Origin of the sequence: Streptomyces sp. WG7, assembly GCF_049975785.1 — a bacterium.
In the GTDB taxonomy this organism is placed as follows: domain Bacteria; phylum Actinomycetota; class Actinomycetes; order Streptomycetales; family Streptomycetaceae; genus Streptomyces.
In genome coordinates this window covers 131,453-144,323 of sequence record NZ_JBNGGE010000009.1, presented here as the reverse complement: position 1 = coordinate 144,323, position 12,871 = coordinate 131,453, and the positions used below count along the sequence as shown (strand labels likewise).

The 12,871-nt window shown below is 75.2% G+C and carries 6 protein-coding genes; 5 read left to right on the top strand and 1 reads right to left on the bottom strand.

The window, feature by feature from the left end:
* Positions 1-212: 212 nt before the first annotated feature.
* A complete protein-coding gene (locus tag ACP4J0_RS12795) occupies positions 213-3,866 on the bottom strand; it encodes a S8 family serine peptidase (protein ID WP_426598762.1) in 3,654 nt (1,217 codons plus the stop codon).
* A gap of 226 nt (positions 3,867-4,092) precedes the next feature.
* Between ACP4J0_RS12795 and ACP4J0_RS12790 the strand changes: the two genes are divergently transcribed.
* The 5 genes from ACP4J0_RS12790 (at position 4,093) to ACP4J0_RS12770 (ending at position 12,810) form a co-directional block, all read left to right on the top strand.
* Entirely contained in the window at positions 4,093-4,461 is a 369-nt protein-coding gene (locus ACP4J0_RS12790; RefSeq protein WP_426598830.1) for a CU044_2847 family protein, read from the top strand.
* A complete protein-coding gene (locus ACP4J0_RS12785) occupies positions 4,458-6,122 on the top strand; it encodes a trypsin-like peptidase domain-containing protein (RefSeq protein WP_426598761.1) in 1,665 nt (554 codons plus the stop codon). The genes ACP4J0_RS12790 and ACP4J0_RS12785 overlap by 4 nt, the downstream gene beginning before the upstream one ends.
* Positions 6,123-6,458: 336 nt before the next feature.
* Entirely contained in the window at positions 6,459-7,484 is a 1,026-nt protein-coding gene (locus ACP4J0_RS12780) for an AAA family ATPase (protein ID WP_426598760.1), read from the top strand.
* The gene (locus ACP4J0_RS12775) at positions 7,484-11,455 is read left to right on the top strand and encodes an SAV_2336 N-terminal domain-related protein (RefSeq protein WP_426598759.1); all 3,972 of its coding nucleotides are present in this window, start codon (positions 7,484-7,486) and stop codon (positions 11,453-11,455) included. Before ACP4J0_RS12780 ends, ACP4J0_RS12775 begins: the two co-directional genes overlap by 1 nt.
* A 305-nt stretch (positions 11,456-11,760) precedes the next feature.
* Positions 11,761-12,810, top strand: a complete 1,050-nt coding sequence (locus ACP4J0_RS12770; protein ID WP_426598758.1) for a rod shape-determining protein — start codon at positions 11,761-11,763, stop codon at positions 12,808-12,810.
* Positions 12,811-12,871 lie beyond the last annotated feature (61 nt).

The following is a 12,871-nucleotide window of genomic DNA, read 5'->3' as shown; positions in this document are numbered from 1 at the left end:
GTGCGCAGGCAACGGGCTGCAGACCGTGGTTGACGCACATGTCCCAAGCAGTAGTAGGTCCCACACAGCACAGCGCAAGGAGCTGCACGATCATGAACCTTCTCACCGACATCCTCGCCGGCCTCGTCCACTTCGTCGGCTGGCTGGTCTGACGGTCCGGGAAACCAGGCGGCGCCGCCTCCCCGTCCCAGGGAGGCGGCGCCGTCCGCGTGTCAGCGCACGGCCACGGCCCGCACGATCTCCTGCGTGACCGAGCCGCCCCGGTCGTCGCGCGCGGAGGCCCGCAGCGAGACGTGCCCGGCGTCGCGGGGCACGCTCAGCGTCCCGCGCCAGGACGCCTCCCCGCCACCGCCGCGCAGCCGGACGTCCTGCCAGGTCTTGCCGTCGTCGTACGACACCTCCAGCTTCCCGCCGCCGATCGTCCCGGTGTCCGGGGCGCCGGCCACGTGTTCCGCGCCGATCCCGACCCGCAGCTTCTTCCCGCCGCGCACCTCGCCCGCGAGGTCGGTGTCGACGTCGAAGGAGAGGTTGATCAGGGGGAGGTACGTCCAGCGGTCCTCGGATGTGGCGGCCGAGCGGAAGGTCCACTCGGCGTGCCCCTCGGTCCCGAGCTTCCAGCGTCCGGCGTCGAGCGCGGTATCGGTGACGAGCCTGTACGTGCGCTCGTCGGCCGGCGCGTCCGATACGTAGGCGACGGAACCCGCGTTCTGGTCGACCAGTTCGCCGTCCAGGTACACCGACGTCGTCTGCGACATGCCGCTGCCCTCGCTCCACACGTCACCGAAGCCGGTGTGGTCGGGGCCGGAGTCGCCCCAGCCGGGGGCGTTGAACTGGAGCCGGTTGCCCACGCGCTGCTGCCCCCAGCCCAGGCCGGTGCCGAGATACGGGTGCCACACGGGCTTGAACCAGTTCAGCTCCGTACGCGAGCCGCCCTCGTACCGGACCGTTCCGGCCCGCTGCTCCAGCGCGCCGTCGGCGGTCGTCACGGACTCGTGCCACAGCTGGCCGGGCCCGGTCGACACGTACTCGGTGCGCTCGGCCGGGAAGTCGATCCGCTCCCGGAAGCCGAGGCCGACCGGGAAGGCGTCGGTGATCGAGTACCGGAACTCGCCGCCGCTCGCCGCCTCGGCCGCGTGGTACTTCGTCCGCAGCACGGCGAGGTCGCGGCGCCCGGGCTCGTAGGTGAGGTCACGGTCGGGCACGGCGCCGCGGTGGCCTTCGGAGAGGTCGTACGTGTAGGGCGTGTTGCGCGTCCCGGTCATGTGGACCCGCCCCGCGTCCCGCAGCCGCTCCGCGTCCGCCGCGTCCACCGTGGCGATCTGCAGCGGCCGGTCGGCGTTGTCGGGCGTGCCCCACCACGACATCAGCCGTCCGGGGGCGTCGTCCGTCACGAACAGCGCCTTCACGCCCGCGTCCTGGGCGGCCTGGGCGAGGGCGGCCGGTTCGGTGCCCTCGGTGAGCCGGGCGAGGACCGCCTTGCCCCGGACGCCGTCCGGGAAGGGCCCGTCCCCGACGTCGACCAGCGGCAGCCGGCTGCGCCCCTCGATCAGGGTGCCGCCCGACTGGACGACGGCCTCACCGATCCCCTTGACCTCCAGCACCGGCTTGCCCAGCCGCCACACGGTCCGGTACTCGAAGTCGCCCTCGGTGACCTTCTCGCCGGTGGGCGCGGCGAAGACGCTGTCGTACGTCAGGGGAACCTGGACCGCGCCGAACATGTCGGAGCCGTTCGCGCCGCGGTCGTACTCCATGAGCAGTTGCCGGGTCTCGGTGCGCTGGTCGACGTCGGCGCTGATCTCGCGCAGCTCGCGTCCGTCGAGGGTGATCTCGCGGTCCCGGTCGACGACGACCTCGGGCGCCGCGAGGAAGCCCAGTCCGAGCGAGTCGGCGCCGTGGCTGCCGCGCACGTCGAGGAAGGAGGTCAGGCTGTACGTCCCGGGGGCGAGGCGCAGCTCCAGGGTGCCGGAGTCACCGACGTGCGCGGGGACGGAGTCGGCGCCCTCGGCGAGGCGCTGGACGACCAGGTCGGCCGGGGTGGCGGCACCCGCCCGGTCCTTGACGTGCACGGTGAGCGTGTACCGCTCCTCCTCCTTGACCAGCCCGAACGCGGTGTGCGCGAGCGGCGTGCCGTCCGCGCCGGCGGCCACGATCCGGCCGCTCGTCGTCCCGACCGGGGCCTTGGCGCCGTCCCCGGTGACGGTGGTGGAGGCGGTGCCGTGCGCGGGCACGGTGAGCGCGGTGTCGGCGAGGGTGGCGACGCCCTCGGGGGCGCCCCGCACGGACAGTTTCAACTCGACGTCGGTGTCGGAGGAGTTGGTGTAGGTGACGGTGCGGGTGACCGGCTCGTTGGCGTCGTACGGCCACGAGTGGAAGCCGAGGTCGGCGCTTCCCGTCGCGGTGACCTCGGCGCCGATCGCGTCCGGCACGCTGACCCGGCCCGCGCCCAGTCGGTAGGCGGAGGCGTCGAGCTGCTTCGAGGTGGACATCAGCGCGTCCTTGAGCTGCGCGCCGGTCCAGTCGGGGTGTTCCTCGGCGAGCAGGGCGGCCACGCCGGCGACGTGCGGCGTCGCCATCGACGTACCGTCCATGGAGGTGTAGTCGCCGCTGCCCTCGGCGAGCCGGGAGCGGGCGGCGAGGATGCCGACGCCCGGGGCGGACAGGTCGGGCTTGAGGGCGTTGTCCCCGTACCGGGGTCCGGCGCTGGTGAACCAGGCGGCCTGGTCGGCGGGGTCGACGGCGCCCACGGTCAGGGCGGAGCCGGCGGCGCCGGGCGAGCCGATGGAGGACGGGGAGCCGGTGTTGCCGGCGGCGATGACGAACAGGGCGCCGGTCTCGCGGGACAGGGTGTCGACGGCCTGTGCCATGGGGTCGGTGCCGTCGCTGGGCTCGGTGGAGCCGAGGCTCATGGAGACGATGTCCGCGTCCACGTCCCGGGCGGCCCACTCCATGCCGGCGATGATCTCGGACTCGCTGCCCGTGCCCTGGTCGGACAGGACCTTGCCGACCGCGAGGGTGGCGCCGGGTGCGACGCCCTTCTCCTTGCCGTCGGAGGCCGCGCCGCTGCCGCCGACGGTGGAGGCGACGTGCGTGCCGTGGCCGTTGCGGTCGGCGACCTCCTCGCCCGCGATGAAGCTGCGGCTCTCGGCGACCCGTCCGGCGAGGTCGGGGTGGCCGGCGTCCACGCCGCTGTCCAGCACGGCCACGGTGACGCCCTTGCCGGTCAGCCCGGCCTGCCAGGCCTCGGGCGTGCCGATCTGCGCGTTGGACTCGGCCATCGCGGCGGTGACCCGCCCGTCGAGCCACACGCCGTCGATGCCGGCGCCGCGACGGGTGAATTCCCGCCAGAAACCACGCCCCTTGTCGGCCTCGACGGCGGCGCCGCGCACGCTGGGCAGCGCACGGGTCCGCTCGGTGCCCCTCGGGGTGGCGGCCCGTACGCCCTTGTCGTAGGTCACGATCAGCGGCAGTTCGCCGGTCTCGGAGTCGGCGAGTCCCTGTTCCAGCAACTCGCCCACGTCGAAGAGCCGTTCGTCGAGGCTGCCGTCGCGCAGGTACGGCAGGGCCTCGTCCGGTACGACGGTGGTCCGGCCGCCGGACCGGCGGGTGTGCACGGCGCCGGTGGCGCCCTCGGGCCGCTCGACCGTCACGGTCTGCCGGCCGCCGCCGAGGTCGGCGACGGTCACCCGGTCGCCGGTGACGAGGGTGACGGTGCGGGCGGCGGCCGCGGCCGTTCGGGCCGTGGTGGCCGGGGTGCGCGCCGTGTCCGGGGGAGGCTCCTGCGCCGCCGCCGTCCCGGCCGGCAGCAGCGCGATCACGAGCCCCGCCGACAGGAGGGTCGCTCCGCGTCTGACTGGTCCTCTGTTCATCCACGCCTTCCTTCGTATCGTCGTACAGTTCCGCGACGAGTGCTGCGAGCAGTCTCAGGGGCCCTGTGGGGCAGGGGAGTTGACGAGAGGTGGCGGATTGACGCCCTGGCGGGTTTCCGCCAGAGGCGCGAGGGACCGGCGGTGGAACACGGGACACGGCCAAGTACCGTCCGTCACAATGGTGTTTCGCACAGGCACGTACGGCACACGGGGAGCGAGCGACGGCATGGACGGGTTGGTCGAGTTCAAGACCGAGGACGGCGTGCGCGTGGTCGTCGAGAGCGTCGAGGACGAGGACGGGGCGCGACTGGTCTCGCGCGGCGACGGGCCGGCCCGGGCGGCACGCACCTTCGAGAGCTCCCTGGACGGCGTCCGGGCGGCGGCCGAGTCCGCGCTGCGGGTCTTCCGGGACGGCTCGCTCAGGCCCGACTCGGTGGAGCTGGAGTTCGGGGTGAAGCTGAGCGCGGAGGCCGGCGCGGTCATCACCAAGGGGTCGGCGGAAGGCCACCTGGTCGTGAGACTGAACTGGTCCCCGGAGCCGGGGCCCGAACGCCCCGCGCACCCCCGGGGCCCGGAAGCCGCCGGCCGGTCATGAGCGGCGCCGCGTGGCATGCCCGCGTCGAGTGCGGCAAGGAGGTCGGCGCCGGATTCCTCGTCACCGCCCGCCGGCTGCTCACCTGCGCCCATGTCGTGCGGTGGAGCGAGAGCGCGCCGGTCACCGTGACCTTCCCCGGCCGCCGGGAACTGGGCGAGCTGTCCGCCACCGTCGCCGTGCACGGCGGCTGGCGGGGCGGCGCCGCCGACCCCGGCGACCTCGCCGTACTGGAACTGGAGCGCGAAGTCCCGCTCACCCCGGCCGCGTTCGCCCGGCCCGGCGCGGAACGGACCGGCCCCGCCCCCGAGCTGGTCGCCTACGGCTTCCCCAAGGGGTACGACGAGGGCATGCTCGCCTCCTACCGCGCCCTGCCCGGCCCGCTCATCTCGGACGAATGGGTCCAGCTGGAGGCCCTCACCGGGCACGGGCAGCCACTGGCGGGCGGGTTCAGCGGGGCGGCGGCGACACTCGCCGACGGCACGGTCGTCGGTATGGTCTCCGCGGTCGCGGGCGCCAAGGACGTGCGGGTCGGCCGGATGCTGCCGGTCGAGGTCATGGCGCGCTACTGGCCGGAGCTCGGCGAACTGGTGCCCACGCCCGGCCACCGGGCGGACGCGCGCAGACGGCTGTACGCGCTGGTGCGCCAGGCCGAGGACACCGGCCTGAGCTGCGATCCGAACCGGCTGTACGTCTCCGCGACGGACGCCTTCGACCCGCCGCCCCCGGACGGGGGTTTCGCCTCCCTGTGGGAAGCCGCCGCCTACGTGCAGTGGGAGGTGCCGGAACCGGGTGCCGTGGCCCGGTTCGCCGACCGGCTGGAGGAACGGCTGGCCCACCGGCCGCACACCCCTCCGCCGCGCCCCGCGACGTGGTCGCCCATCGTCGTGGAGATCGACCACAGCGGAGCCGGCCCCGGCCAGGTCACCGTCGAGGTGTCCGCGTACCGGGACGGACAGCGCCGCCCGGTGGGCACGCGCCGGCTGGCCCGGAGCGCGGTGCGGGCGTACGTGCAGGAGCGCATCGACGAGGCGTTCACCCAGCTCGATCCCGGCGCCGACGAGCTGCTCACGTTCGTACTGCCGCGCGAGTGGCTGAACGCGCCGGTGGCGCACTGGGCCTGCGGCGAGGACGACCCCACACCGCTCGGCTGCGCGTACCCGCTCGTGGTGACCGACCGCCACCGCCACCGCAGCGGACGGCTCCGCCACCAGCTGCGCAAGAAGTGGCGCAAGCTCGGGGCCGGCACGGGCGGCACCCTGCACCGCGTCGACTGCGGCACCCGGGAGCGGCCGGCCGGCCTGCGCAAGCGGCTGCGGGACGACGCGGAGCTGGCCGGTTTCGCCACCAGTCCTGAGACGGCACGGGAGTACTTCGAGGTCGGTGTCAACGTCCCCGTCCCCGTGCTGCTGTGGCCGCGCACGGGCTGCCCGCGCGACGGGCACGACGGCCCCTGCTCCGGCACGGCGTTCCTCGACGAACTCGCCGTGTCCGTGGCGGATGTGCCGCCGTCCGAGCTTCCCCGCCTGGTCATGGAGCTGCGCGAGACGGCGGAGGCGGCCGACGCCCCGGACGAGCACTGGGCGCGGGACGTCCAGCTGCTGTGGGACGACCCCCGCTGCTTCGCCGAACCCACCGCCCTGCTGCACTCACCCGTCGGCTGAACCACCCGCCGGCGGAACCACCCACCACACCGGACCGCCCGCACCACACCGAACCGCCCGCCACACCGAACCGCCCGCACCACACCGAACCGCACACCGCGGAACCGCCCGCCGCACCCCACACCGCCGCACCCCACACCGCCGACCCACCGCCGCCGGACACCACCGCGGAACCACCCGCCGCACCCAACCACCCGCCGTCGAACCACCCACCGCACCACCCGAGGCACCGCCCGCCGTTCCACCGACGCTCCACCCGCCGTTCCACCGACGCTCCACCCGCCGTTCCACCGACGCTCCACCCGCCGCCGAACAGATCGCTCGGAGAGAAGAACCATGCCCCTGTGGCCCGTCTACACCGGCGCGCCGGCCCCTCACGACGGCATCACCAAGCTGCCCCCTCCCCCGCCCTGGCGTGCCTTCGACGGCCGCCCCGTGCTCGACCCGCCGGACGAGGACGGCGACGCCGCCACCGCCTCGCCCGACCGCGCCCACCGTGCCGCGACCTACCAGGCCACCGAGCACACCGTGCAACTGGTCAACGCGGCCCTGTACCTGCGGCGCCCGCTGCTGGTCACCGGCCCGCCCGGCACCGGCAAGTCGTCCCTCGCCTACGCGGTCGCCCGCGAACTGCGGCTCGGCCCGGTCCTCAGGTGGAACATCACCAGCCGCAGCACCCTCCACGACGGCCTCTACACGTACGACCCGCTCTCCCGCCTGTACGCGGCCCGCCACACCGCGGACCGGCCCGGCGACCCGGCGGCCGGGGCGGGCATCGAGAACCACCTGCGCCTCGGCCCGCTCGGCACCGCCCTGCTCCCCTACGCCCGCCCGCGCGCGCTGCTCATCGACGAGATCGACAAGAGCGACCTCGACCTGCCGAACGACCTGCTGCACGTCCTGGAGGAGGGGCAGTACGAGATCCCCGAACTCGTGCGGGCCTCCCGGGACACCCCCGACGGGCGTGCCGAGGTCCTCATCGACGGCACCGACCAGCGGGTTCCGGTGGAGCGCGGCCGGGTCCGCTGCAAGGCCTTCCCCTTCATCGTCCTCACCAGCAACGGCGAACGCGAGTTCCCGCCCGCCTTCCTGCGCCGCTGCGTCTCGCTCCGCCTGCGGCAGCCGGACGACGACCAGCTCTCCGAGATCGTCCGCGCCCACCTGGGCGAGCCCGACGGGTACGCGCAGCGGCTGATCGACCGGTTCCTGTCCCGGGTGGGCAGCGGCGAACTGGCCACGGACCAGTTGCTCAACGCGATCTACCTGGCCCGTTCCTCCGGTCTGGGCACCGACTCGCTCGACGAGCTGGCCCAGCAGCTGATGCCGTACCTGGGCCGGTCCCCGCAACCCGACGCCTTCTGATGCCGTCCGACCGCTCCGGCTCGCCGGAACCCCTGCACCGCCTGGCCGACATCCTCGGCCGGGCGGCCTCGGGCGTCCGCCCGACCCCGCTGGAGCTGGCCGAACTCCTGTGGCTGGCCGGGCAGATGGACCCCCCGGCGCAGGACCCGCCGGACACGGTGGACCCGTCGGACCCGGCGGACCCGGCGGCCCCGACGACTGAGACGGACCCCCCGGAGCCGACACCGCCCGCGCCCGACCCGGCACCGGAGCGGGACCGGCAGCGGCGACCGGAGCACCGGCCCCCGCCCGGCCGGCCGATGGGACCGCCTCCCGTACCGCGGGCCCCCCGCACCCCCCTGCGCCTGCCGTCCCCGGCCCCCGCCCCGGGGACGTCGGCGGCCGAACCGCACAGCGCCCTGCTCGCGCCCGCCCCGCCGATGCTGCCCCACCCCCTGGCGCTGCAACGCTCCCTGCGCCCGCTGAAGCGCCGTACCGACGCCCCGGTGGGGCGCGAGGTGGACGAGCACGCGACCGTCGACCGCATCGCCCGGCTGGGCGCCGGACCCGAGTGGTGGCTGCCGGTACTGCGGCCCGTGCGGGAGCGCTGGCTGCGGCTGGACCTGGTGCACGACGCGGGCCCCACGATGCCCGTCTGGGACCCCCTGGTGCGCGAACTGCACACCGCCCTCGCCCAGTCGGGCGTCTTCCGCACCGTCACCCTGCACCGCGCGGAACCCGACGGCACCGTCCGCGGCGACGGCACCCACGCGCCCGCCGACGGCCGTACGGTCACGCTGCTGATCAGCGACTGCATGGGGCTGCAGTGGCGTGAGGGCCCGGCCGGCACCACGTGGTTCGGCACGCTGCGGCGCTGGGCGCACCGGACACCCCTGGCCGTCCTCCAGCCGCTCCCCGAACACCTGTGGCGGGACACCGCCCTGCCGCCGGTGCCGGGCCGGCTGTCGGCCCCGCACCGGGCCGCGCCCAGCGCGTCGCTCGCCTTCACGCCGTACGACAGCGCCGCGCCCCGCGCGCCCGAGGGCGCCGTACACCTGCCCGTACTGGAACCGGGACCCGAGTGGCTGGCGAACTGGGCCGCGCTGGTGGCGAGTCCGGGCGGCACCGAGTACCCGGGCGCGGCCGCCGCACTGCACCGTCCGCTGCCGGCCGACGCCGACGACCGCACCGACCTGACGCGGCTGTCCGCCGAGGAGCTGGTCCTGCGCTTTCGCGCGAGTGCGTCGCCGGAAGCCTTCCGGCTGGCCGGCCACCTCGCGCTCGGGCGCCCGGACCTGCCCGTGATGCGGCTGGTGCAGGCCGCCGTGGAGCCGCACCCGCTCCCCCGGCACCTGGCCGAGGTCATCCTCAGCGGCCTGCTCACCACGGTCCCCGGGCCGCCCGGCTCGTACGCGTTCCGCCCCGGTGTACGCGACCTCCTGCTGCGCGGTCTGCCCCGTACCGCCCGCGACCGCACCCACGAGCTGCTGCTGCGGACCGGGGGCCTGATCGACCAGCGGGCGGGGCGCTCGCCCGGCGAGTTCCGCGCGCTGATCCCCGCCCGGGACGGCACCGAGCGGGCCGACGGGAGCGAGCCGTTCGCGGCGATCAGCCAGGAGAGCGCGCGGCAGCTGGCGGCGCGGCCGCGCCCCCCGGCCGCGTCGCCCTTCCCGCCCGCGCTGGGCGCCCGCTACCGGCCGGTGCGACGGCTCTCGCCGACCGGGAGGATGTGGCTGGCCGAGGACACCGGGACGAACCGGACGGTGACGGTCCGGCTGCACGACGCGGACACCGGCCCCGCCTCGCGCCGGGCGTTCCTGCGGGACGCGGGCCGCCTCACGGAGATCGCCCACCCGAACCTGGTGACCGTCCTCGACCGCGGCATCGAGGACGACATCCCGTACGTCGTCATGGAGCACCTCGACGGCATCGCCCTGAACGCCCTCGTACGGTCGGGCGGCGGACGGCTGCCGGTGCCGCTGACGGTGTCGGTGGGGGCGCAGCTGGCGCGGGCGCTCACCGCCCTGCACCGGGCGGGCGTCACGCACGGCGGTCTGGAGGCGTCCCGGGTGGTCCTCCTGCCGGACGGCACGGTCCGGCTCAGCCTTTTCGAACCGGGGCTCACGTCCGGCCCGGCCGGCCGCTCCGAGGACCTGCGAGCCCTGTGCGACGTCCTGCTGCTGCTGACGTCGGGGACCTCGCGCCTGACCCTCCCGGTCGACTCCCACCGCCTCGACCGGCTCCCCGGCGCCCTGCGCATCCACTACGCGCACGCCTTCGACCAGCTGATGTCCGCCTCGGCCGCGTCGCAGGCCCAGGGCCTCGGGCTGCTCGCCGACCCGCAGCTGCCCGCCCGGGCGGCCGAGGCGTACGAGCGGCGCCGGTACCGCGTCCTGGGGCCCCTGCGGGTCGACCTCCCGGACGGCACCCCCGGCCTGCCGCCGGACGTCCGCGCGCTGCTCGCCATGCTGCTGCTCAAGCACGGCCGCACGGTGACCCACGAGGAGCTGCGGTGGGGGCTGTGGGACCCGGGCGACGAGCCGCGCGACCCGCGGGCCGAGGTGACCCGGCTGGCCACACGTCTGGCGGAGGTCCTGGGCCCCGGCGTGCTGGCGCGGCCCGCCCACGGCTACGCGCTGCACACCAGCGCCGACCAGGTGGACGTGGTGCACTGCGACGAGCTGGTGCGACGCGCCGACGCGGCGGGACAGGAGGGCGCGCACACCGATGCCCGCGTCCACGTCACCGAGGCGCTGGCGCTCTGGCACGGTGCCGAGCCGCTCGCGGACGTGCCCGGCCCCGCCGCCCGCACCGCCCGCACCCGCCTGACGCGGCTCCGCCTCGCCCTGCACACCAAGCGCGCCGAACTCGACCTGTCCCTCGGCGAGTACGACCGGGCCTCCGCCGACCTGGCCGGCCTGCTGGACGCCCACCCGCACCGGGAGGACTTCCGCCGCCTGTACCTGATCGCGCTGCGCCGCCAGGGCCGGGGCGAGGAGGCCCTGGCGGTGTACGAGGAGTACGAACTGTCCGGGGGGCGCAGCCCCGCTCTGCTGGCCCTGGGCCGGGAACTGCGCGAGGAGCACGACGAGCCGGCGGACGACGCTCCGTGGCAGGCGTACGAGGAACCGCCGCACGCGGACGGAACGCACGGCGCCGTGTCCGCGCCGGACGAGCTCGCGGAGGGCCCCTTCCCCACGGAGGACGGTCTGTGGACGCCACTGCTGGGCACGGAGGAGGGGCCGACCGAGGAGGAACTGGAGACGGCCGAAGTGATCGCCGCGAGCGCCCCGTGGGGGGACGGTCCCTTCTACGACCCGGACCTCGAGCCCGAAGTGGCCCGGGAGGAGGCCGAGATCCTGATGGAGGCCTACGCGGATGCCGAGGCGGAGTTCGAGACGTCCGAGAGGGAGTCCGAGAGGGAGTCCGAGAGGGACGACGCCGACTTCGACACCGACTTCCGCGACTGCGCCCGCTACTCGTTCGCCGACGCCCCCCGGGGCACCGGGGCCCGCACGGCGCTCCACCGGGTGGTCACGGACCTGCTGACGGACAGCGGACTCGCCGGCGACTCCTACGAACTCCTGGACGACCGGGAGGGCCTCCTCGTACTGCTGGCGCCACGGGTGGAGGCCTCCCGTCTCCTCCGGGCGACCGTGGAGGGCCTGCCCGGGCGGCTGGCGCACGTGGGCGGCCTGCGGCTGCGGGCGGAGTTCTGGCAGGTGGAGTTCCGGCCGGACGGCAGCGAGGAGCAGGCCTTCCGCGCGGACGTCGAGTCGGTCGGCACGGCACTGGACGCCTCCGGTGCCCAGGCGATCGTCGCCCTCGCGGACTCCCTGTACCACGACGTGTCGTTCGCGGAGGGACAGGACGGCCCCGCCTTCGCCCCGGGCCTGTTCCGGCCGCTGGCCGACGGCACGGGCTGGTACCGCCCGGTCGACGGTACCGGGCCCCGCAGCGACTCGGCGCCGCCCCCGGGGAGCGGGCGCTGATCGCTTCCCCCCGCCGCCGGGCGGTCCGCCGTCCATCGGCCACCGGGTCGCCGGGCAGTCCGCCGTCCATCGGCCACCAGGTCGCCGGGCAGTCCGCCGTCCATCGGCCGCTGGGGTGCCGAGCGGGACCGGCGGGACCCGCGACCGCCGCTCACCGCGGCCGGGAAACCGCCGGCCGCCCCCCATTCAGCGGCCCCCCGCCCGGCCCCCTCCGAGGGGCGGGCGGCCCGGCCCCCGCGCACGATGCCTGAGAGGCGGGGCCGCCGGGCGGCCCCGCACGGTCCGTGCTCTCGGGAGGCTCCGCCATGACCGCCAGTACCGCCAGTCTGGAGCAGCTGCGCCGCTGCCACTTCGCCGTCGACCTGGGCGCGGCGCGGACCCGCGTGTACGTCAAGGGCGTCGGGCTCGTCGTCGACCAGCCGTCCGCCGCCGCGGTCAACACCCGTACCGGCGCGCTCATCGCGGTCGGTGAGTTCGCCGAGAAGATGACCGGCCGCACCCCCGGCTACATCCGCGTCGTCCGGCCCATCTCCGGTGGCACGGTCGTCGACATCGAGATGGCCCAGCGCATGCTGCGGCATCTGCTGGGCGACAAGATCCGCCGCGCCCTGCGCCGCAAACCCCGGCTGCGGGCCGCCGTCTGCACCCCGCACGGCGCCGATCCGCTGGCCCAGCGGGCGTCGGTCGAGACGCTGGTCGGGCTCGGCGCGCGCCGCGTGGAACTCGTCGACACGCTGATCGCCGCGGCGGTGGGCTGCGGACTGCCCGTCGAACAGCCCGAAGCGACGATGGTCATGGTGTGCGGAGCGCACGCCACGCAGGTCGCGGTGCTCTCCCTGGGCTCGATCGTGGCGGCCGAGCGCATCCCGGTCGGCGGTGAGGCCGTCGACAACGCGATCGTGCAGCACCTGCGCCTCCAGCACGAACTGATGCTGCCCAGCCAGTCCGTGCGCCCGCTGCAGCTCACCCTGTCCGACAACGGGCTCACCCCGCAGGGTCCGTCCTCCACCGAGATCCACGGCCGGGACGTGGCGACCGGCCTGGCGCGCAGCGTGCGGGTCGACACCGCCGCCGTGCGCAACGCCATCCAGACGCCGCTGACGGCCGTGTTCGACGGCATCGGCAAGGTGCTGCGGGACTGCCCGCCGGACCTGGTGGCGGACCTCGCCGACCGCGGGATCATGATGGTCGGCGGGAGCGCGCTGCTGCCCGGCTTCGACCAGATGCTGCGCAAGGCCACGGGCATGCCGGTGCACATCGCGGAGCGGCCCGACGTGTGCGCGGTCCAGGGCCTCGGCACCATGCTGGAGGGCCGGGTCGAGCCGCTGGCCCTGCACACGACGTCGTCCGACTGATCCCCTGCGGGTAGCCGGCACAGACGGAGCGGACGAAGCGGACGGAGCTGACGAAACAGCC

Bases quoted from the DNA above. Each gene is read 5' to 3' on its own strand.
- ACP4J0_RS12790 (WP_426598830.1), top strand. From the start codon at position 4,093: ATGGACGGGTTGGTCGAGTTCAAGACCGAGGACGGCGTGCGCGTGGTC.
- ACP4J0_RS12795 (WP_426598762.1), bottom strand. From the start codon at position 3,866: ATGAACAGAGGACCAGTCAGACGCGGAGCGACCCTCCTGTCGGCGGGG.
- ACP4J0_RS12780 (WP_426598760.1), top strand. From the start codon at position 6,459: ATGCCCCTGTGGCCCGTCTACACCGGCGCGCCGGCCCCTCACGACGGC.
- ACP4J0_RS12770 (WP_426598758.1), top strand. From the start codon at position 11,761: ATGACCGCCAGTACCGCCAGTCTGGAGCAGCTGCGCCGCTGCCACTTC.
- ACP4J0_RS12785 (WP_426598761.1), top strand. From the start codon at position 4,458: ATGAGCGGCGCCGCGTGGCATGCCCGCGTCGAGTGCGGCAAGGAGGTC.
- ACP4J0_RS12775 (WP_426598759.1), top strand. From the start codon at position 7,484: ATGCCGTCCGACCGCTCCGGCTCGCCGGAACCCCTGCACCGCCTGGCC.